The sequence below is a fragment of the Streptacidiphilus carbonis genome, assembly GCF_000787775.1.
Taxonomy (GTDB): domain Bacteria; phylum Actinomycetota; class Actinomycetes; order Streptomycetales; family Streptomycetaceae; genus Streptacidiphilus; species Streptacidiphilus carbonis.
On record NZ_BBPM01000072.1, the window covers coordinates 12,601 to 33,158 of the forward strand.

16 protein-coding genes are annotated in these 20,558 nt (G+C 72.0%); 9 read left to right on the forward strand and 7 right to left on the reverse strand.

The annotated features are described in order from the left end of the window. Positions 1-18: 18 nt before the first annotated feature. The gene (locus TR46_RS33360; protein WP_052433321.1) at positions 19-564 is read right to left on the reverse strand and encodes a hypothetical protein; all 546 of its coding nucleotides are present in this window, start codon (positions 562-564) and stop codon (positions 19-21) included. Positions 565-896: 332 nt separating this feature from the next. Here TR46_RS33360 and TR46_RS33365 point away from each other — a divergent pair, with 332 nt between their 5' ends. Continuing rightward, positions 897-1,262 carry an ATP-binding protein gene (locus TR46_RS33365; RefSeq protein WP_052433322.1) on the forward strand — a complete coding sequence of 122 codons (366 nt, stop codon included), beginning with the start codon at positions 897-899 and terminating at the stop codon, positions 1,260-1,262. A 5-nt stretch (positions 1,263-1,267) separates the two neighbouring features. On the opposite strand, the gene TR46_RS33370 is transcribed toward TR46_RS33365, so the two are convergent. The 3 genes from TR46_RS33370 to TR46_RS33380 form a co-directional block, all read right to left on the reverse strand. After that, the gene (locus tag TR46_RS33370) at positions 1,268-1,582 is read right to left on the reverse strand and encodes a hypothetical protein (protein WP_152626828.1); all 315 of its coding nucleotides are present in this window, start codon (positions 1,580-1,582) and stop codon (positions 1,268-1,270) included. Between the two features lie 167 nt (positions 1,583-1,749). Beyond that, a complete protein-coding gene (locus TR46_RS33375) occupies positions 1,750-3,105 on the reverse strand; it encodes an endo-1,4-beta-xylanase (RefSeq protein WP_084719154.1) in 1,356 nt (451 codons plus the stop codon). A gap of 450 nt (positions 3,106-3,555) precedes the next feature. Then, positions 3,556-4,566 carry a LacI family DNA-binding transcriptional regulator gene (locus tag TR46_RS33380; protein WP_236655637.1) on the reverse strand — a complete coding sequence of 337 codons (1,011 nt, stop codon included), beginning with the start codon at positions 4,564-4,566 and terminating at the stop codon, positions 3,556-3,558. Between the two features lie 196 nt (positions 4,567-4,762). On the opposite strand from TR46_RS33380, the gene TR46_RS33385 reads away from it, so the two are divergent. From TR46_RS33385 to TR46_RS33400, 4 genes are read left to right on the forward strand one after another with little or no spacing between them, the layout of a single operon-like run. After that, complete coding sequence (locus TR46_RS33385; RefSeq protein ID WP_084719152.1) at positions 4,763-6,094, forward strand: ABC transporter substrate-binding protein; 1,332 nt, start codon at positions 4,763-4,765, stop codon at positions 6,092-6,094. Between the two features lie 41 nt (positions 6,095-6,135). Beyond that, complete coding sequence (locus tag TR46_RS33390; protein ID WP_084719153.1) at positions 6,136-7,164, forward strand: carbohydrate ABC transporter permease; 1,029 nt, start codon at positions 6,136-6,138, stop codon at positions 7,162-7,164. After that, the gene (locus tag TR46_RS33395) at positions 7,164-7,982 is read left to right on the forward strand and encodes a carbohydrate ABC transporter permease (protein ID WP_042409587.1); all 819 of its coding nucleotides are present in this window, start codon (positions 7,164-7,166) and stop codon (positions 7,980-7,982) included. Before TR46_RS33390 ends, TR46_RS33395 begins: the two co-directional genes overlap by 1 nt. 8 nt (positions 7,983-7,990) lie before the next feature. Beyond that, positions 7,991-10,405 (forward strand): beta-xylosidase/alpha-l-arabinosidase, encoded by a 2,415-nt coding sequence (locus tag TR46_RS33400; RefSeq protein WP_439654408.1) that lies wholly within the window; start codon positions 7,991-7,993, stop codon positions 10,403-10,405. Between the two features lie 46 nt (positions 10,406-10,451). Here TR46_RS33400 and TR46_RS33405 read toward each other — a convergent pair whose 3' ends face one another. Next, positions 10,452-12,791 carry an ABC transporter permease gene (locus TR46_RS33405; RefSeq protein ID WP_042409589.1) on the reverse strand — a complete coding sequence of 780 codons (2,340 nt, stop codon included), beginning with the start codon at positions 12,789-12,791 and terminating at the stop codon, positions 10,452-10,454. Then, positions 12,788-13,549 carry an ABC transporter ATP-binding protein gene (locus TR46_RS33410; protein ID WP_042409591.1) on the reverse strand — a complete coding sequence of 254 codons (762 nt, stop codon included), beginning with the start codon at positions 13,547-13,549 and terminating at the stop codon, positions 12,788-12,790. Before TR46_RS33410 ends, TR46_RS33405 begins: the two co-directional genes overlap by 4 nt. A gap of 133 nt (positions 13,550-13,682) precedes the next feature. Here TR46_RS33410 and TR46_RS33415 point away from each other — a divergent pair, with 133 nt between their 5' ends. The 4 genes from TR46_RS33415 (at position 13,683) to TR46_RS33430 (ending at position 17,583) form a co-directional block, all read left to right on the forward strand. Beyond that, positions 13,683-14,924: a sensor histidine kinase gene (locus TR46_RS33415; RefSeq protein WP_042409592.1), complete on the forward strand. Its 1,242-nt coding sequence runs from the start codon at positions 13,683-13,685 to the stop codon at positions 14,922-14,924. A 10-nt stretch (positions 14,925-14,934) separates the two neighbouring features. Further along, positions 14,935-15,657, forward strand: a complete 723-nt coding sequence (locus tag TR46_RS33420) for a response regulator (protein WP_042409594.1) — start codon at positions 14,935-14,937, stop codon at positions 15,655-15,657. Between the two features lie 107 nt (positions 15,658-15,764). After that, entirely contained in the window at positions 15,765-16,307 is a 543-nt protein-coding gene (locus TR46_RS33425) for a hypothetical protein (RefSeq protein WP_042409595.1), read from the forward strand. 46 nt (positions 16,308-16,353) lie between these two features. Next, positions 16,354-17,583 carry a S53 family peptidase gene (locus TR46_RS33430; RefSeq protein ID WP_236655638.1) on the forward strand — a complete coding sequence of 410 codons (1,230 nt, stop codon included), beginning with the start codon at positions 16,354-16,356 and terminating at the stop codon, positions 17,581-17,583. Here the strand turns inward: TR46_RS33430 and TR46_RS33435 are convergent. Further along, a complete protein-coding gene (locus TR46_RS33435; protein ID WP_052433325.1) occupies positions 17,573-20,431 on the reverse strand; it encodes an AfsR/SARP family transcriptional regulator in 2,859 nt (952 codons plus the stop codon). The two genes, TR46_RS33430 and TR46_RS33435, sit on opposite strands and share 11 nt — an antisense overlap. Positions 20,432-20,558: the final 127 nt, after the last annotated feature.

The following is a 20,558-nucleotide window of genomic DNA, read 5'->3' on the forward strand; positions in this document are numbered from 1 at the left end:
CGCCGCCTGGCGGTAGTCCTAGCGGTAGTCCTCGGGGTACGACTGCATCCATGAGTTGATCTTGTCGCGGGTGCCGACGAGGAGGCTCTGGTGCTTCTTCAGGTTGGCGAAGGAGAAGTCGCTGCCGAGCGCGGTCTGCATCTGGGTGATCCACGCGAGTGGCTTGGCGAAATGCTTGGGGCCCTCCGAGCTGGCCTTCATCGCATTGTCGAGGTCGTCGAGATTGTCGAGCAGCCGGTTGAGGAAGTACTCGCAGTTCCCCGGCGAGCCGCAGCTGTCGTTATAGGTGGCCTGGAGCACCGCGAAGGCGTCGCGAACCAGCGGCACCGCCGCGCCGGGGGCGGCATCCGTCGTGGGATAGCTGACCGACGCGGACGGGCTCGGCGCAGCCGGGGCGGTGACGGCGCCGACGCTGGGCACGGCGGTCGCGGCGGTGACCGCGGCACTGGCGCTGGCACTGGGTCGCGCGGACGCAGTGGTGCCGCTTCCGCTCGAACAGGCGGCGAGCACCGGCGCGATCAGGAGCGCCAGCGCTCCGCAGAGTATCGACGAGCTTCTGGGCACGAGTGCTTCCTGACTGTGATCAACGGACCGGATCGCATGCATACCTTGTGGCCGCCGAGCGTGTCCAGTCAGGCGGAAAACGCTCCCACACTCTGGACGGGTACGACCGCCTTTCCGCCGGTTCGGCATCCACTGCCAGAAGGCGTCAGCCCTACCGCGTCGTGGCACCCCGGGGGGAAAGTTCGGCGTTTCTGGTTACATTGACATCGTTCGGTGGCAAGGTTATTGATGTGGCGGCATATGACACTCCTGATGTCCGGTTCCGCATCGACCCGTTACCCGATCAACGGGTGCACTTCTTCGAACATCTTCGGGACCCGGAAAGCGGCGAAATGCACCTGCCTGCTCATCCGGCGTCATGTTCGCTCGCCCGCGAGCTCACTCTGGACCTGCTCCAGTCCTGGGGCCTGGCCGCCCTCGGCGAGGCCGCGGTGCAGCTTGTGGCCGAGCTCACCGCGAACTCGATCATGCACAGCGGCTGCAGCACGCTCCGGCTGCGGGTGACCAGACGCGGGGGCGCGGTACGGATCGAGGTCCGGGACCCCTCCCACGCGCTGCCGCTGCTGATCCAGGGCGACCCCGACGACGACCACGGCCGGGGCATGCACCTGGTCGACGCCCTCGCCGACCGCTGGGGAGCGGACCTCCTCCCCTACGGCAAGGGGGTCTGGTGCGATCTGCACATCGCCCGGGGTTGACGGCCTCAGACCGGCGCTGACTCCTCCACCCGACGGCCCCCGACAGCCTGCCCGCCGCGCACCAGCAGGATCAGCGGGCGCGGCACCTGGCGCTCCTCCAGGCCGCCGTCCGGGACGGACGGACCGCCGAGACGCGCGCGGGTGAGGCCCTCGTTGGGGTAGTCCCACGGCCACTCCGGGTTGGTCGACCGGACGCGGATGTTGCCGTCGGCATCGAGCACCACGTCTCCGGGCCGCCATGCGGCTTCGGGACCGGTGACCTTCCGTACGGATACGGGGTCGTATGCGGATACGGGGGCGGGTACGGATACGGGGTCCATACGGCCATCATGTGCGCCACCCCCGCCCCGGACCAGGGCGACCTGACGAAGTATGCCGCGCCCGCCCCCCGGGAGCAGCGGGAGGGGCGGGCGTGGCGGATACGGTGGGAGCGGCGGCCCCGCGGGTCCTGGGAAGCCCCCCGAGGCCGCCGCCGTATGAGTGGTCGTCAGCCCGCGCTGCAGCTGACGCCGTTGAGGGCGAACGAGGCCGGAGCCGCCGCGTTGCCGGTGTGGGTGGCCTGGAACCCGATCTGGGTGGTTCCGCCGGGGGCCAGCGTGCCGTTGTAGCTGAGGTTGGTCGCGGTGACCGTCCCGCTGCTCGGGCTGACGGTAGCGTTCCAGGCCGAGGTGACGGTCTGTCCGGGGGCCAGGGTGAAGGCCAGGGACCAGCCGTTGACGGTACTGGAGCCGGTGTTGGTGATGGTGATGTTCTCGGTCAGCCCGGTGTTCCAGGCGTTGACCGTGTCAGCGACCTTGCAGGAGCCGGCCGCCCCGGTCGGACCCGTCGTCGGGGACGCCGACGCCGAGGCCGAGGGAGTCGGCGTCGCCGTGGCGGTGCTGCCGCCCAGCGCCGTCACCGAGGCGTTGTAGGCCGGCTTGGGCTGGTAGTTGTTGTCGTACATGGTCGCCGCGCCGTAGCCGGAGAAGGTGCCCGGGATCCAGGAGTCGGCATCGCCGACGCCCCACTGCGACACGCCCACACAGCCGCTGACGCCGAGGCAGTCGTTGATCACGGCGGCGTAGTCCGAGGCCTGCTGGGCCAGGTTGGCGGTGCTGGCCGGCAGCGCGATGCGGTCGTCCAGCTCGGTGACGGCGACGTTCACCCCGAGGGCGGTGAAGCGCTGCATATTGGCCTTCATCGTGGACGGCACCTGGCCGAGGATGAAGTGGCTCTCCAGGCCCACCCCGTCGATCGGGACGCCCTGCGACTTCAGTGAGGCGACCAGGTTGTACATCGCGTCGCTCTTGGCGTTCTCGCCCTCGATGTTGTAGTCGTTCAGGTAGAGCTTGGCGGCCGGGTCGGCGGCGTGGGCGGTGCGCAGCGCGTCCGCGATGTAGCCGCTGCCCATGGCGTTGTAGAAGGCGTCCGCCCGCAGCGTCCCGTCCTCGTTGAACGGCTCGTTGACCACGTCCCAGGAGTAGACCTGGCCCTTGTAGTGGGTGGCCTCGGTGGTGATGTGCGCCTCCATCGCCCCCTGCACCTGACTGGTCGGCAGACTGCTGACCCAGGACGGGAGTTGGCTGTGCCAGACCAGGTTGTGGCCGCGCACCCGCATCCCGTTCGCCTTGGCGTAGGAGACGATCGCGTCACCGGGTCCGAAGTTGTAACTTCCATTGGACGGCTCGGTGGTGTCCCACTTCATCTCGTTGCCCGGGGTCACCATGTCGAACTGGCTGGAGGCGACGGCGGTGAGGGTGGAGTTGCTCAGGTTGGACTGGGTGAGGGCGGTCCCGAAGTAGATGCCCTTGGCCTCCGCCAGGCTCTTCAGGCTGGTACCCGCCGCGCCGGCCTGGCCGCCCATGCCGGTGAGCAGCAGTGCGCCGGCCGCGACGGCGGCCGCCGCGCCGAGGAGGCCGCGCCGGAACAGGGTGCGGGACGGGTGCGGCCCGGGGTCGTGCGGGGTCGGCGGGATGGCGCCCGAGCTGCGGCGCCGTCCATAATCGTGTGCTGTCACCGTTGGTGTCCTTTCCACGGGGTGGGTGGGGTGAGCGGACGTGCGGCGGTGCAAGGAGCAGTGGTGCGGGCATGACAAGCCCACCCGCCGGGACGGCCCCGGTCGGGTCGTCCGGCGACGCCGAAGGGGACCGCCCAGCGGGGGACGGGGACCGGAAAGCACCGCGAACGGAGCTGTGGGTGGGCCGGTCCGACCGGGGCGGCGGATCGAAACTTTCGATCTTGGCTCCGAATGTCAGCGGTGACCCTAGGCCCGACCCGACGCCCCGTCAACACCCCCGCATGGAACGGGCGTTCCTCAGCGCTTGGACCGGGGTTGCGCCGTGCTGCTGCGCTCCACCAGGCTGGTGGCCAGATCCACCCGCAATGTGCTCGGCCGCCTGCCGCGGGCCAGGTCGAGCACCATCCTGGTGGCGACCTCGGCCATCTCCATCAGCGGCTGGCGCACCGTGGTGAGCGGCGGGCCGACCCAGCGGGCCAGCGGCAGGTCGTCGAAGCCCACCACGCTGAGGTCCTCGGGGATCCGCAGCCCGATCTCCCTGGCCGCCTCGTACAGGCCGAGGGCCTGCAGGTCGTTGCCGGTGAACACGGCGGTTGGCCGGTCCGGCAGCCGCAGCAGTTCCAGCCCGGCGACATGGCCGGCCTCGTGATGGAAGTCCCCCTGCCGGACCAGGCCCGGGTCGTAGGCGATCCCGGCGGTCTCCAGCGCCGCGCGGTAGCCGTCGACCCTGGCCCGGCTGCACATCATCCGGGCCGGTCCGGCTATCACCCCGATCCGCTGGTGGCCGAGCTCCAGCAGGTGCCGGGTGGCGGCCAGGCCGCCGTGCCAGTTGGTCGCACCGACCGCCGGCACGTCCTGGCCGGGGTCGCCGGCCGGGTCCATGACCACGAACGGGATGTCTCGGCTGGCCAGTTGCTCCTGCTGGGCGTGGTCGAGGCCGGACAGCACCAGCACCACCCCCATCGGCCGGCGCGCCAGCACCCCCTCCATCCAGGTCTGACCGAGGCTCAGCCGTCCCGAGGACTCGGACAGGACCACGCTCAGCCCCTCCTCGCGCACCACGTTCTCGACGCCGCGGATGACCTCCATCGCCCAGGCGCTCTCCAGCTCGTGGAAGACCAGCTCCAGCAGCGGGCTCGACTGCGAGGCGCTGCGGCGGCGCCGGTAGCCGTGCCGGCGCAGCAGCTCCTCGATCCGCTCCCGGGTGGCCGGGGCCACATCGGCCCTGCCGTTGAGCACCTTCGAAACGGTCGGAGTCGAGACCCCGGCCTCCTGGGCGATCTCCGCCAGTGTCGCCGTCCCGGTCACGGCCCCTCCCCTGCTGCCCGTCGTGCCTGCGGATTCGGTGCCGCGGATGTCTTCACGCCACGGATGGTAGCCCCTGAGGCCCAGAAAACAGCAGCCAGTTGGGCGTGCGCAGTCTCTTGACGCCCCCTGCCGCCGGGCCTACGTTTCCCCTCGACATTCGGCAATTTCACCGAAACAATCGAAGGACAGGCAGGCCATGAGATCCCCCGCTTCCGTATCTCGCAGCCGTACGTCCCGCAAGAGATTCGCTGTGACCGCCGTGGCCTGCGCCCTCGTCGCGGGGGTGACCGCCGGCTGCGGCTCCAGCGGCGGCAGCAGCTCGTCGAGCAGCTCGGGCACCATCCACATCCTCGTCTACGGCGACACCGGCAACACCGTCGAGAAGCAGATCGTCGACACCTTCAACAAGACCTCCAAGGTCAAGGCCGTGCTGGACACCATCCCCGGCGCCAACTACCAGACCAAGCTTCAGACGATCATCAACACCGCGCAGGCCCCCGACGTCTTCTTCAACTGGGGCGGCGGCAGCATCGCGCCCTTCGTCAAATCCGGCCTGCTGATGCCACTGGACAGCTTCATCGCCGCGGACCCCCAGCTCAAGTCCGACTTCCTGCCGTCGGTCTTCAACACCGCGGTGATCGACGGCAAGTCCTACGGGGTCCCCATGCGCGGCACCCAGCCGGTCCTGCTGTTCGACAACAAGAAGGTGCTCGCCGACGCCGGGATCACCCCGCCGGCCACCTGGGACCAGCTGCTGGCCGACGTGCAGACGCTCAAGGCCAAGGGCAAGACCCCGATCGCGCTCGGCGGCGGCGACCAGTGGCCGACCCTGATGTGGTTCGAGTACCTCTACGACCGGGTCGCGGGGCCCGGCCTGTTCGAGAAGGCCCTCGGCGGCGACACCAGCGCCTGGGCGAGTGCCGACAGCCAGAAGGCGCTGGGCATGCTCAAGCAGCTGGTCGACGCGGGCGCCTTCGGCACCAACTACGACTCGGTCAAGTTCACCGACGGCGGCTCCCCGGCCCTGCTCGCCAAGGGCAAGGCCGCGTTCGAGCTGATGGGCTCGTGGGAGTACGCCACCCAGAAGTCCGCCAACCCGGACTTCACCAAGAACGACCTCGGCTACAGCAACTTCCCGACCATCGCCGGGGGCGCGGGCAACGCGGCCGACGTCGTCGGCAACACCAACAACTTCTACTCGGTGCTGAAGAACACCAAGCACCCCGACGCGGTCGCACAGTTCCTCAAGCTCATGTACTCCGACGAGTTCGTCAAGGCGCAGCTGGGCATCGGCAACCTGCCCACCACCACCAACACCCCGCAGTTCCTGTCCACCGCGGCCGACCCGGCCTACGACACCTACCAGTACAACCTGGTCAAGCAGGCTCCCTCGTTCCAGCTCTCCTGGGACCAGGCCTATCCGCCGTCGGCGACCACCGCCATGCACCAGGCCGTCCAGCAGTTCGTGGACGGCAAGCTCGACGCCGCCGGCTTCATCAAGGCCATGCAGGGCCTGCCCACCTCCTGAGCGCACTCACCGAAGCGCGCCCCTCGAGTTCGGACGGACAGATGACCAGCATCATTCAGCAACTCCTGGCGAAGTCCGCGCGCCGGGAGCCACCGACCACGGGGTCACGCGGGGATCCCGGGGGTCGCTCCCCGGGATATCGGAGTACTGCCGGCTCCGCCGCCGGGGCGGACCGCCGCCGGGCGGTGCGCAGCGGCGTCGGGGCCACCCGCCCGGGCCTGGCCTGGGCGGTGCCCGCCACCGTCTTCTTCACCCTGTTCGCGATCGTCCCGCTCGTCCTGGTCGCGGTGCTCTCCTTCACCAGCTGGAACGGGATCGGCACGCCCAAGCTGATCGGGCTGTCCAACTGGTCCGCGCTGTGGCACGACCCGGTCATGCTCAAGAGCCTGTGGCTGAGCGCGCTGCTGACCACCCTGGGCGTGGTGGTCCAGACCCCGATCAGCATCCTGTTGGGGGTCTGGGCGGCCGGGCACCAGCGCAACCGGGCCGTCCTCGCGGCGGTCTACTTCGTCCCGCTGCTGCTCTCGGTGACCGCGGTCTCGGTGCTGTGGCGGGCGCTGCTCGACCCCAACTTCGGGATCCCCTCCGATGCCGGCTGGCTGTTCGGCGACGGCAACCTGCTGGGCACCCAGAGCGGCTCGATCGGCGTGCTGGCCTTCGTCGGCGCCTGGCAGTGGACCCCGCTGCACACCCTGATCTACCAGGGCGGCGCCCGCGCCGTCCCACAGGTCCTCTACGACGCCGCGGCGATCGACGGCGCCGGAACGGTGCGCCAGTTCTTCCACATCACCCTGCCACAGCTGCGCAACACGGTCATCACCTCGATGGTGCTGATGGTGGTCGGCGGGCTGACCACCTTCGACACCGTGCTGATCCTGACCCAGGGCGGCCCCGGCACCGACACCACCATCAGCGCCTACTACATGTACCAGCAGGGCTTCCTCAGCTTCGACTTCGGCGGGGCCTCGGCCATCGCCCTGGTCCTGGTGGTGGTCGCCACCCTGCTCTCGCTGCTCATGGTCCGGCTCACCGGCTACGACCGGATGCAGAGCACCGCGGAGGGACTGTGATGCGGCAACGCCCCAACTACCTGGCCGGATTCGGCTCGCTGATCTGGCTGTTCCTGGTCGGCCTGCCGCTGTACGTGATGCTGACGGCCACCCTGCGCACCCAGTCCGACTACTCCACCTCGGGACCGCTCAGCTTTCCCGCGCACCTGACCCTGCAGAACTACCTGGACGACTTCTCCAACGGCTTCGGCCGGGACTTCCTCAACACCATCGTGGTCACCGTCTCCGTGGTGGCCATCGTGCTGCTGGTGGTGCCGCCGCTGGCGTACGCCATCATCCGCAGCCGGCACCGCACCATGAGCACGGTCTTCCGGATCTTCCTGCTCGGCCTGGCCATCCCCGCGCAGGCGGTGATCGTGCCGATGTTCTACGTCATCAGCAAGGCCGGCCTCTACGACAACCTGGTCGGCATCATCCTGCCGACCGCCGCCTTCTGCCTGCCCATCTGCACCCTGATCCTGACCGGGGCGATGCGTGACATCACCTCGGAGCTCTACGAAGCCATGGCAGTTGACGGAGCGTCACCGGCCCGGGTGTTCCGGCAGCTGGTGGTGCCGCTGTCCAAGGGCGGCCTGTCCACGATCGTCGTCTTCTCCGCGCTGCAGGCCTGGAACGGATTCCTCTTCCCGCTGGTGCTGACGCAGTCCGACTCCACCAAGGTGATCACCCTGGGCCTGTACAACTTCCAGACCGAGCACGGAGTCGACGTCCCCGGCCTGCTCAGCGCCGTCATGCTGTCGATGCTGCCCATCCTGGTCGTCTACCTGTTCGCCCGCCGTGCCCTGGTCCGAGGGCTCATGGGGGTCGGCGGAAAGTGAAAGAGACAGTGCATTCGGCTCACCACGCCTCAACCGATCCGTCATCCGCCACCGCTACGGCCACCAGCCCTGCTGACAAGGCCAGTTGGCAGGACACCGCGCTGCCCGCCGGCGACCGCGCCGACGCCCTGATCGCCGAGATGACCCTGCGCGAGAAGCTCGCCCAACTGGTCGGCGTCTGGGTCGGCGCCTCCGCCGAAGGCGGCGAAGTCGCCCCCTACCAGCACGACATGGAGGAGCCGGTCGACCTGGACGCGCTGCTCCCGCACGGACTGGGCCAGTTGACCCGCCCGTTCGGCACCGCCCCGATCGACCCCGCCCTCGGCGCGCTGTCACTGCTGCGCAGCCAGCGCCGCATCGCCGCCGCCAACCGCTTCGGCATCCCGGCGCTGGCCCACGAGGAGTGCCTGGCCGGCTTCGCCGCCTGGGGCGCCACCGCCTACCCGGTCCCGCTGTCCTGGGGTGCCACCTTCAACCCGGCGCTGGTCCGCGCCATGGCCGCGGCCATCGGCCGGGACATGCGCGCGGTCGGGATCCACCAGGGCCTGGCGCCCGTCCTCGACGTGGTGCGCGACGCCCGCTGGGGCCGGGTCGAGGAGACCATCGGCGAGGACCCCTACCTGGTCGGCACCGTCGCCACGGCCTATGTCGCCGGGCTGGAGTCCACCGGGATCATCGCCACCCTCAAGCACTTCGCCGGGTACTCCGCCTCCGTGGCCGGCCGCAACCTCGCCCCCGTCCCGATGGGTCCGCGCGAGCGCGCCGACGTCATCCTGACCCCGTTCGAGATGGCCGTGCGCGAGGGCCGTCCGCGCTCGGTGATGTCCGCCTACACCGACACCGACGGCATCCCCTCCGCCGCCGACCCGGAGCTGCTCACCACTCTGCTCCGGGACGTCTGGGGCTTCACCGGCACCGTGGTCGCCGACTACTTCGGCATCGCCTTCCTCAAACAGCTGCACGGCGTGGCCGCGGACTGGGGCGGCGCGGCCGGCATCGCCCTGGCCGGCGGGGTCGACGTGGAACTGCCCAGCGTCAAGACCTTCGGCGAACCGCTGCTGGACGCCGTCACCTCCGGGGCCGTGCCCGAGCACCTGGTCGACCGCGCGCTGCGCCGGGTGCTGGTGCAGAAGGCCGAACTGGGACTGCTCGACCCGGACTGGGACCCGGTCCCACCCGCCCTCACCGGCGGCGCCCTCTCCCACGCGGACCCGGACTCCCCCGGTCTGTTCCGCGGCCGCATCGACCTGGACACCCCGGCCAACCGGGCACTGGCCGAGCAGGTCGCCGAGCAGGCCGTGGTGCTGCTGCGCAACGACGGCGCCCTCCCAATGGACCGGCCCCGCAGGATCGCGGTGATCGGCCCCAACGCCGACACCCCGCGCGCCCTGCTGGGCTGCTACGCCTTCCCGGTCCACGTCGGCGGCAAGCACCCGGACGTGCCGCTCGGCATCGACCTGCCGACCCTGCTCGACCAGGTCACCGCCGAGTTCCCGGACAGCGAGGTGGTCAGCACCCCGGGCACCACCGTCGACGGCGGCGACGCCTCGGGCATCGCCGAAGCCGCGGAGCTCGCCCGCAGCGCGGACGTGGTGGTGCTCGCCCTGGGCGACCGCGCCGGACTGTTCGGACGCGGCACCAGCGGCGAGGGCTGCGACGCCGAGAGCCTCGAACTCCCGGGTCTGCAGCAGCAGTTGCTCGACACCCTGCTGGACGTCGGCACCCCGGTGGTGGTCACCCTGATGGCCGGACGCCCCTATGCGCTCGGCAGCGCGGTGGACCGGGCGGCCGGCATCGTCCAGACCTTCTTCCCCGGCGAGGCCGGAGCAAGGGCGGTGGCCGGCGTGCTCAGCGGGCGGGTCAACCCGTCTGGCCGACTGCCCGTCAGCGTCCCGGGCCGACCCGGCGTCCAGCCGTCCACCTACCTGGCCTCCCGGCTCGCCAGGGCCAGCGATGTCTCCAGCACCGACCCCACCCCGGCCTACGGCTTCGGCCACGGCCTGTCCTACACCGGCTTCGAGTGGACCGGCCTGGAGCTGCTCCAGGACACCGCCGACACCGCGGGAGAGTTCCGGCTCGCCCTGAGCGTCCGCAACACCGGCGAGCGGGACGGCACCGAGGTCGTCCAGCTCTACCTGCACGACCCGGTCGCCTCGGTGGTCCAGCCGGTCCAGCGCCTGATCGGCTACCACCGGATCGAACTCGCCGCCGGGCAGCAGGCCCGGCTGCGCATCACCGTCCCCGCCGACCTGGCGTCCTTCACCGGCCGGGACGGCCACCGCACCGTCGAACCGGGCGACCTGGACCTGCACCTGGCCGCCTCAAGCACCGACACCCGCCTCACCGCCCACCTCACCCTCACCGGCCCGCCCCGCACCGTCGACCACACCCGGAGGCTGCACCCGGACATCACCGCCGACTGACCGGAGCCGGTCCGCGCCTCTCGTGCCCGCTCCGCGCCTCGCCCGCCTACTCGGTGCGCAGCACCTGCGCCGCCGGGGCCCGCGAGGCGCGGACCGAGGGCAGGAAGGCGCCCAGCACGGCGAGTGCGGCGCCGGAGAGGACCAGCAGGGCCAGCAGCGGCCAGTTCCAGACGTCCAGCAGGGAGGCGGGCAGGTCGCGGCCGATGCTGTGCCCGGTGACCGGGATGACGATCCGGTGGGCGAGCACGCCCAGCGGAACCCCGAGCAGTCCGCCGACCGCTCCCAGCGCGCCCATCGCCGCGACCACCATCGCGATCACCTGACGCGGCGTCATCCCGATCGACTTCAGCACACCGATGTCCCTGCGGCGCTCACGGGTGCTCAGGACGACCGCGTTGAACACGCCGAGCCCGGCGACGGCGACCAGCAGCGCGGTCAGCGTCGAGGCCGTGCCGATCATGCTCTGCTCGACCGATCCGACGCCGGCGTTCACCGAGGGCTGCAGGCCCGGGTCGACCCGTCGCGCCGCCGCGGCGCAGCCGCTCGGATCCGCGCCCTTCGTGAGCCCCACGGAGAAGGACGTGGCGCGGTGCGTGGGATTGAGGCCGATGAACCGGTCCCAGTCGGTGCTGGTGAGGTCCGTGCCGTCCATCTGCTCTCCGACCACCGTCTCGCGGACCTGCCGGCCGGCGGTGTCGAGCAGCACGACGGTCTCCCCCAGGGAGAGCCGGTGCTGGTGCCAGAACTCCGAGTCCGCCACGACCTCACCCGGTCCGTTCGTCCAGCGTCCCCGCACCAGGTCGGGGTGGAGCGCCGCGGTGTCCCCCGTCGCGACGCCCAGGTCGACCGTGTCCGCGCTGCCGGCCATCCGGGTCCGCACGGATGCCTGCGCGGACACCCGGGCCACCCCGGGGAGGGCCCGCAGCAGGGCGAAGAGCTGCTCGTCGGTGTGGACCGGAGCCGGCGGGTGCTGCGGTGACGCCGGATTGTCGACCGCGACGGTCACCTGGACCCGGTCCTGCTGGTTCTGCGCCCGGTTGAACCCGAGCACGGACGCTGACAGGCCGATGGCCAATGTCGCCGCCGTCACGCCGACCACGACCGTGGACAGGGTCAGCGCCGTTCGGCCCGGCCGGGCGAACGGCCAGCCCAGCCCCAGGCTGACCGGGCGGGGCAGCCGCGATCCGCCGAGCCTGCGCTGCGCCGCCAGGGCCCGTCCGGTCCGCTGGACGCCGGCCGCGCTGATCGCCACGGCGGCCGGCAGCCGTCGCGCCCTGACCGCCGGGATCAATGCGGACACCACGGTCAGCGCCGGCATCCCGAGCAGGACCAGGGGGAGGATCCAGCCCGGAACGCTCGCCCGGCCGGAGACCAGGTAGTTGCCGTGGACGCCCCAGAACGCGCCCTGCACCAGGTCCGTGCCGACGACCGAGCCGACGCCGGCGCCGACCAGGCAGCCGAGCGCGGCCGGAAGGGTGACCATCACCAGGTAGACGGCCGTCACCTGGTCCGGGGTGAAGCCGAGGGCCTTGAGGATGCCGATGTGGCGGTAGCCGGCGACCACGGCGCCGCTGACGACGTTTCCGACGATCAGGACCGAGACGACCAGGCCCAGGATGCCGAACGCGGTCAGTAACGGCACGTACCGGTTCGGGCCGGCGGCCAGGCGTGATCCGATGGTGAGGTAGGAGCTGGTCGCGGTCAGGGAACCGGACGGCAGGCCTGCTGTGACGGCCGCCATGTCCGCCTTGAGGGCAGTATCGGATCCCGCGTCCCGGAACCGGTACATCATCTGGTTCGAGCCGGCGCCCAGCGCCCGGGCCTCGGCAGGGGTGACCCAGCCGTCGGCCGACTGGCTGACGGAGGTCGCGTAGCCGACCACCTTGAGGTCCACCCCGCCGGGCGCCAGGACATGGACGTCGCCGTCGATCAGCCGCGCGCCGCCGAACCCCTGGGGCGCGTCGAGGACGATTTCGCCGGGGCCCTCGACCCAGCGCCCGGAGAAGACCTTCATGGAGTCGACCGCGGTGTCCGGCCGGTCCCGGCCCACGACGGTGAGGACACCGGAGCGCGCGAACGGACCGCCCTGCTCGGCGGCCCCGTGCAGCACGGCCTCCGGGTAGGGACCGGCCGTCGCCTCGACCCCGGTCACCTGGGCGGTCCGCGCGAGCTGCGCGGCAGTCGTCCTGGAACCGTCGAACTCCGCGACCACGTGCGCGCCCTTCGCAGCGTCGTAGGCCTGCTCGAAGGTGCCCGACACACTCGCCATCATGCCCAGCGCGACCACGACCGTGGCGGTGGACACGAGCACGACGACGCCGAGGACGAAGCTCTGCAGCCTGCGGCGCCGGACCGCGGCGCGGGCCACGCACCACACGGCCCTCATCGCGCACGCTCCGTGCCGCGCCCGACGCCGCGGTCCGCGACGTGCTCGCCGGAGATCCGGCCGTCCGCCATCTCCACCACCCGGGAGGCGCACCGCGCGGCCAGCCGCGGGTCGTGCGTCACCAGGACCAGCGTCTGCCCCAGGTGGTTCAGCTCCGTCAGCAGTTCCACCACGGCGTCCCCGGAGCGGCTGTCCAGGGCCCCGGTGGGCTCGTCGGCCAGCAGCAGCGCCGGACGGTTCATCAGGGCGCGGGCCACGGCGACCCGTTGCCGCTCACCACCGGACAGCGAGGCCGGGTGGACGTCCCTCCGGTCGGCGATCTCCAGACCGTCCATCAACTCCTCGGCCCGCTTCCTGGCCTGACGCACAGTCATCCCGTTCAACCGCCCGGCCAGGGCGATGTTGTCGAGGGCCGGCAGGTCGTCCAGCAGGTTGAAGAACTGGAACACCATCCCGATCCGGCGGCGGCGGAACAGCGCCAGACCCTTCTCGTCGAGTGCGCCCAGGTCCTCCCCGCCGACCACGACCGACCCGCCGGACGGCCGGTCCAGCCCGGAGACCATGTTCAGCAGCGTCGACTTGCCGCAGCCGGACGGACCCATCACCGCGACCGACTCGCCGGCCCGGATCTCCAGCGAGATCCCGCCCAGCGCCGCGCGGCTGCCGAAGTCCTTGCGCAGGTCCGTCAGCCGTACCACCACCTCCCGCTCCCTGTTCCGTTGCGCTTCCCGTTCCCGCCGACCCACCGTGTTCGTCATGCGGACGACACTGCCGACGCCGCCCGCACCACCGCATCGGAGCAGGACCCGCAGTGGCGGGGGCCGTTGCCGACCCAGGGTGTACAGCCTGGGTCCGATGTGCGCGGAGGACCCGCGCCCCTACACTCCACCCATGCCAGAGGAGATCCGGCGACGGAGTCGGGCCTGGACGCTGCGTGTGCCCGCGGGCCCGGTGGTCGCATGCGCCTGGTCCCTGTCGACGCTGTACCTGCTCATCACCCGGTCACAGCGGGTGGGGCTGCCGTGGGGAGCCCCCCGGCGCCCGGCGCCGCTCGCGGCGGACCTCCGGGAACAGGCCGTGCTCGGCGTCGCAGCCGTCCTGTTGTTCCTCGGCTGCCGACTGCTGACACGGCGGCCGGCGTGGGCCCTCACCGCGTTGGTGCTCAGCGCGCTCGTGCTGAACCTCGACTTCCACTCCGCCGACATCACCCCCGACCAGTACCTGCCGGTGTGCGTCGCCCTCTACTTCGTCGCGGCGACCGGGTCGCGGCGGACGGCGACGGCCGGGGCGGCGCCGGCGTTCGCCGGGCTCCTCGGCTACGTCGCGGTCTGCCTGGCCAAGGGACTGGCCGTGGACACCTCCGTCGAGGCCGTGGTGCTGCTGATCATCGTCCTCGCCTGGGTGCTGGGGAACGCTCAGCGCCGCGAACGCCTCCACACCGAGGAACTGCGCAGCCGGACGGCCGAGCAGGCGGTGACCGCCGAACGGCTACGGATCGCCCGCGAGTTGCACGACATGGTCGCCCACACCATCGGCGTGGTCGCCCTCCAGGCCGGCGCCGCCAGACTGGTGGTCCGGACCCAGCCCGAGGCCGCCGCCAGGTCCCTCGGGATCATCGAGGACGCCGGCCGGGAGACCCTGACCGGGCTCCGCCGCATGCTCGGGGCGCTCCACGACGCCGACCCGGCGGACCCGCAGGCGCCTCTCGCCGGACTGGCCGACCTCGACCGGCTGGTGGCCGACGCTCGGACCGCGGGCGTCCGGGTCGACGTCGAATGGCGCGGCGAGCGGAGGCCGCTGCCGCCGGAGATCGACCTGTCCGTGTTCCGGATCATCCAGGAGTCGGTCACGAACGCCGTCAAGCACTCCGGGACGCTGCAGTGCCGGGTGTCGCTGACCTTCGGCACGGAGGACGTGACCCTCGCGATCGTCGACAGCGGGGCCCGGGACTGCGGCGGCAGCAGGACCGGCAGCACCGGCGGCCCCGGCACCGGCACCGGGTACGGCATCGGGTACGGCATCGCCGGTATGCGGGACCGGGTCGAGCTGCTGCACGGCGACTTCAGCGCCGGCCCCCGCCTCGGCGGCGGATTCCGCGTCACCGCCCGGCTACCCGTCCCGACGAAGGCCTGAGGAGGTCCGCATGACGGTCCGGGTCCTGCTCGCCGACGACCAGCCGCTGATCCGGGCGGCCCTGGTCATGGTGATCGCCGACCTCCCCGACATCGAGGTGGCCGGAGAGGCCGGGACCGGAGTGGAAGCCGTCCGGATGACCCGGGAACTGCGCCCGGACGTGGTCGTCATGGACATCCGCATGCCCGGCATGGACGGCATCGAGGCCACCCGAATGATCACTGCGGACGGCGGCGACTCCCGCGTCGTCGTCCTGACGACGTTCGACGAGGACGAGAACGTCTACAGCGCGCTGCGGGCAGGCGCCTCGGGATTCCTCGTCAAGTCCATGTCCGTCAGCGGCGTCCTGGCGGCGATCCGGGTGGTCGCCGCCGGGGAGGCGCTGATCGACCCGAAGGTCACCCGCCGACTGATCGAGGCGTTCACCGGCCGTTCGCGGCACGCGACTGCGGCACCGCCGCAGCAGCTGGAGGGGGTCACCGACCGGGAGCGGGAAGCCCTGACGCTCATCGGCCAGGGCCTGTCCAACACCGAGATCTCCTCGGCGATGGTCATCAGCACCGCGACCGTCAAGTCCTATGTGACCCGGCTGCTGGCCAAGCTCGACGCCCGCGACCGCGCCCAACTCGTCATCGCCGCCTACGAGAACGGCCTGGTCACAGCGGGCACCGGTACTGATCGCCGAACGCGCGCACGACATCGGTACGTTAGCCCGGCGTCGGCGCGGCGTTAGCGGCTCCCAGGAAACTCCCAGGTACGGGAGAGCCCGGGGACGGGGCCACTTCCTTGACATGCGCACGCTATAGATGCTCATCCAGGATCGCGCCCCCAGGAGTTCCCATGCAGTCAGCAACCCGTCGACGGCTCACCGCCGCCGCCACCGCGCTCGCCCTGAGCGGAGCCGCCCTGCTCGTCCAGGGCGGCACCGCCGCCCACGCCGCCACCCCCACCTGTTCCACGGCCTACCTCCCGCTGCCGGACCCGAGCTGTACGCCCGGCGCGACCAACCCCGACGTCACCCAGGACACCATCGACTCCACCATCTGCGTCTCCGGATGGACGGCCACGGTCCGCCCCTCCACTTCGTACACCAACGCGCTGAAGATCAAGCAGATCGCCGAGTACGGCTACGCCGACACCAGCACCGCGGACTACGAGGAGGACCACTTCATTCCGCTGGAGCTCGGCGGCGCCCCCAAGGACCCGCTGAACCTGTGGCCCGAGCCGCACGCCGACTCCAACGGCGGTACCTCCACCCAGAAGGACACCGTCGAGAACAAGCTCAAGAAGGCGGTCTGCAACGGCTCGGCCACTCTCGTCGACGCCCAGGACGCGATAGCCGCCGACTGGACCACCGCGCTCGCCACCCTCGGCCTCAGCTGATCCCGCGTCACCCCCACGGAACAAAGGACACAGGACATTGCACCGGATACTCGCCCTCACCACCGCCACCGGCCTGGCCGTCACCGGCCTCGCGCTGACCAGCCCCGCCGAGGCCGCGTCAGCAGCGCACCACAAGGTGAGCTGGACCCGCTCCTGCGCCGCACCGGCCAAGCCGGGCTACATGGCGTGCAACGCCCTGCGGGTCACCGGAGGCACGCCGGCGAAGTCCAAGAGCGCCTCGCGGCTCAGCGCCGCCGCGGCCGCCGCCACGCCCTCGGGCTACGGGCCCTCGGACATCCAGAGCGCCTACAACCTGGCCTCCGCCGCCGCCTCCAACGGCTCCGGCGAGACCGTGGCAATCGTCGACGCCCAGGACGACCCCAACGCCGAGTCCGACCTTGCCACCTACCGCAGCCAGTACGGCCTGTCGGCCTGCACCAGCGCGAACGGGTGCTTCAGCAAGGTCGACCAGACCGGCGGCACCAGCTACCCCACCGCCGACAGCGGCTGGGCCGGCGAGATCTCGCTGGACCTCGACATGGTCAGTGCCACCTGCCCCGACTGCAACATCCTGCTGGTGGAGGCGAACTCCGCCAGCATGGACGACCTCGGCGCCGCCGTGAACGAGGCGGTCTCGCTCGGCGCGACGGCCGTCTCCAACAGCTACGGCGGCTCGGAGTCCTCCGCCGACTCCGGTTACGACAGCAGCTACTTCGACCACCCCGGGGTGGCCATCACCGCCTCCGCCGGTGACTCCGGCTACGGCGTCGAGTACCCGGCCGCCTCGCCGTACGTCACGGCGGTCGGCGGAACCTCGCTCAGCGCCGATTCCGGTTCCCGCGGCTGGACCGAGTCGGTCTGGGGCACCAGCGCCGGCACCGAGGGCACCGGCTCGGGCTGCTCGCAGTACTCGTCCAAGCCCAGCTGGCAGACCGACAGCGGCTGCTCGGGCCGCACCGTCGCCGACGTCTCCGCCGTCGCCGACCCGGCGACCGGCGTGGCCGTCTACGACACCTACGGCGCCTCGGGCTGGAACGTCTACGGCGGAACCAGCGCCGCCTCGCCCATCATCGCGTCGGTCTACGCGCTGGCCGGCACTCCGGGCAGCGGCACCGTCCCGGCCTCCGACGCCTACGCCGACCCCTCGGCCCTCTACGACGTCACCTCCGGCACCAACGGCAGCTGCGGCGGCAGCTACCTGTGCACCGCCGGGTCCGGGTACGACGGTCCGACCGGGCTCGGCACCCCCGACGGCACGGCGGCGTTCACGGGCTGACCGCCGGATCACTGCCGACGCCGTCCACGCCCAGCAGGGCGTGGACGGCGTCGGCCTCGGGCCGGCCGAGGGGCGCGAGGATGTCCAGGGACTGCCGGAGCGCCTGCGCCGCCTCGGCCGGCCGGCCGAGATCCCGCTGGAACTGCCCGATCAGGTGCAGCGCCTGCGCTTCGTAGACCGGATTGCCGTACTCGCGGGAGTTGCGCAGCGCCTCCCGCGCGAGCCCGATCGCCTCCTCCGTCCGCCCCAGCGCCTGCTGCGCCTCGGCGCAGGTGGCCAGCGAGGCGAGATGGGTGTGCGAGGACGGGCTCGCCGCGGTCAGACTCCGGGCCCGGGCGGCGCAGTCCAGCGCCTCACGGTGCCGGCCCAGCAGGTTGAGGACATGGCCGAGGTTGTTGAGGGTCTGCGCCCGCGACGCGGGATCGCCCAGTTCGTCCGCCTCCAGCAGACCGGCCTCCATGGTCTCCCGGGCCTGCTCCAGCGCGCCCGTCCCCAAGTACCCGATGCCGAGCCGGAACAGGGCCAGGTAGTGGGTCTCGCGGCTGCCGGACTCCCGGGCCAGTCGCACCGACCGTTGCAGGTGGCACATCGCCGGACCGTGCTCGCCCCGTTCGTCGAGGGCCATCCCGACGTCGGCGTGCATCCGGGACCTCCCGGAAAGGTCCCCGTCGGCCTCCGCCGCGCGCAGCCCGGCGAGGCTCGCGGCCACCCAGTCGTCGACGTGCTCGGTACCGAAGTAGAGCGGCATCGTGTTGCAGGCGAGCCGCCACGCCCGGTCCGCCCGCGGTCCCTCGGCGAAGGCGTCGACCAGGGCCCGCATCGCCGCCGCCTCGGTCCGGAACCAGAGCGCCGAGGCCGCCACGGAAGCCGACACCGGGGGGATCCCGGCGACCGGGCCGGCGTCGGTCCGGTACAGCAGGTGCTTCTGCGAGCTGACCGGCTCGGCCGCGGCGGCGGTCGCGTCGAGGTAGTAGTCGAGCAGCCTGCCGGTGGCGGCCTCCCGCTCGGCGGCGCCGAGACTCCGTTCCGCGAGCTGCACGGTGTAGAGCCGGACCAGGTCGTGCCGGGCGAACCGGCCGGGCGTGGTCTCCTGCAGCAGATGGGCGGAGGCGAGCGCCAGCAGCGCCCGCCGGGTGTCCGCCGGCGGCCGGTCGGCGAGGGCGGCCGCGGTCCAGCGGTCCACATCCGGCCCGGGATGCAGACCGAGCAGGCGGAACAGCTCCGCCGCGGCCTCGGGCAGCGCCAGGTACGACAGGTGCAGCGCCGCCTCCACTCCGAGGTCGGCGTCGTCGGTGGTGAGCGAGGCGAGCCGGGCCTGCTCGTCGGACAGCTGCTCCACCAGGTCCGCCACCGTCCAGCCCGGATGCGTCGCGAGCCGGGCGCCCGCCACCCGCAGGGCGAGCGGCAGTCCGTCGCACAGCCGGGCCAGTTCACGGGTCGCCTCGACCTCGGCTGCGACCCTGTCGCCGCCGACGGCTGCGGCCAGCAGCTCGCGCGACTCGTCCGCGGGCAGCACCTCCAGCCGTACCACCGCCGCTCCCTGACGGACCACCAGGCCGCCGAGCAGGGTGCGGCTGGTCACCACCGCGGCACTGCCGGGTCCGGACGGGAGCAGCGGGAGCACGTCCGCGACCGAGCGGACGTTGTCGAGGACCACCAGGACCCGCCGCTCGGCGAGCAGGCCGCGGTAGAGGGCGGCCCGGTCGTCCGGAGCGTTCGGCATGTCCGCGTCCCGGATGCCGAGCGCCCTCAGGAAGCCGCTGAGCACGGCGCCGGCGCTGACCGGTGGCGCGGCGGAGAATCCACGCAGATCGGCGAAGAGCTGGCCGTCGGCGAAGCCGGCGGCGTGGCGATGGGCCCAGCGCAGCGCCAGCGCGGTCTTGCCGACCCCGGCCGGTCCGGCGACCAACGCCAGGCCCGGGGCGGTCCGGCCGTCGGCGCCGCAGGCTTTGTCGAGGGCGCCGAGCTCGACCGACCGACCGATGAACCCGGCTCCCTCACTGGGGAGTTGGGCCGGCCGAAGGTGCCGGCCGGCCGGATGCCGGCCGCCCGGGGGTGCCGGGGGATCCGGATCCGGGCGGGAGCCGCGGGCCGGCGGACCGGCGCGCAGCACGCTCTCGTAGGCGGCGCGCAGGGGCGGGCCGGGGTCGATCCCGAGCTCGTCGGCGAGCAGTTCGCGGGTGCGGTGGAACAGTTCGATGGCTTCTGCCTGGCGGTCCGCCTGGTGCAGGGCGAGGAGCAGCAGCCGGACCAGCGGCTCGCGGAACGGCTGCTCGCGCACGGCCGCCTCCAGCGCCGCCAGCGTCTCCGGCCCCCGTCCCAGCCTGACGCTGCGTTCGGCCCAGCCCTCCAGCGCGGAGAGCCGGGCACGAACGAGCCGTACCGCGATGCCGTCCCGGAGCGAGGTGCTGGTCAGATCGGCGAGCGGCGCCCCCTGCCACAGGTCCAGGGCCTGGCCGAGCAGCTTCACGGCGATCCGGTCGTCGGCGTCGGCGGCCTGGGCGCAGAGGGCGTGGAAGGCGTGCAGATCCACGTCCTGACGGTCACCGAGCAGAACGTACCCGGGGTGCCTGGTGACCAGCGCCAGGCCGGGTGCGCCGCCGTCCGCCCGCGGGTCGCCCTCCGCCAGGAGTCGCCGCAGCGCGGAGACGTGGCCCTGCAGCGCCGTGCGCGCGCGTGGGGGCGGATCACCGTCCCAGACCAGTTCGACCACGCGCTCGACGGGCACCACCCGGTTCAGCTCCAGCGCGAGCACGGCGAGCACCGCCCGGCGCTTGGGGGCGGCGATCGGCATCGCCGCCCCTTCTCCGCTGAAGAACTCCACCGGACCCAGCAGCCGTACGCGCATGGACGCCCCTCGATCGCACCCGGGGTGTTCAGCTGCGCAGGCCGGGTGGTTTTTGGCATGCACAGACTAGCCCAAGGCTCGCGAACGGGGACAGCCCCGGCGCGGTCGTCAGCGGTAGACCCGGACG

What these genes read in the sequence shown, in the direction of transcription:
- TR46_RS33365 (WP_052433322.1), top strand. Translation starts at nt 897, where the DNA reads ATGCACCTGCCTGCTCATCCGGCGTCATGTTCGCTCGCCCGCGAGCTC.
- TR46_RS33370 (WP_152626828.1), bottom strand. Translation starts at nt 1,582, where the DNA reads ATGGACCCCGTATCCGTACCCGCCCCCGTATCCGCATACGACCCCGTA.
- TR46_RS33375 (WP_084719154.1), bottom strand. Translation starts at nt 3,105, where the DNA reads ATGGGCGGCCAGGCCGGCGCGGCGGGTACCAGCCTGAAGAGCCTGGCG.
- TR46_RS33385 (WP_084719152.1), top strand. Translation starts at nt 4,763, where the DNA reads ATGAGATCCCCCGCTTCCGTATCTCGCAGCCGTACGTCCCGCAAGAGA.
- TR46_RS33390 (WP_084719153.1), top strand. Translation starts at nt 6,136, where the DNA reads ATGACCAGCATCATTCAGCAACTCCTGGCGAAGTCCGCGCGCCGGGAG.
- TR46_RS33395 (WP_042409587.1), top strand. Translation starts at nt 7,164, where the DNA reads ATGCGGCAACGCCCCAACTACCTGGCCGGATTCGGCTCGCTGATCTGG.
- TR46_RS33405 (WP_042409589.1), bottom strand. Translation starts at nt 12,791, where the DNA reads ATGAGGGCCGTGTGGTGCGTGGCCCGCGCCGCGGTCCGGCGCCGCAGG.
- TR46_RS33410 (WP_042409591.1), bottom strand. Translation starts at nt 13,549, where the DNA reads ATGACGAACACGGTGGGTCGGCGGGAACGGGAAGCGCAACGGAACAGG.
- TR46_RS33415 (WP_042409592.1), top strand. Translation starts at nt 13,683, where the DNA reads ATGCCAGAGGAGATCCGGCGACGGAGTCGGGCCTGGACGCTGCGTGTG.
- TR46_RS33420 (WP_042409594.1), top strand. Translation starts at nt 14,935, where the DNA reads ATGACGGTCCGGGTCCTGCTCGCCGACGACCAGCCGCTGATCCGGGCG.
- TR46_RS33425 (WP_042409595.1), top strand. Translation starts at nt 15,765, where the DNA reads ATGCAGTCAGCAACCCGTCGACGGCTCACCGCCGCCGCCACCGCGCTC.
- TR46_RS33435 (WP_052433325.1), bottom strand. Translation starts at nt 20,431, where the DNA reads ATGCGCGTACGGCTGCTGGGTCCGGTGGAGTTCTTCAGCGGAGAAGGG.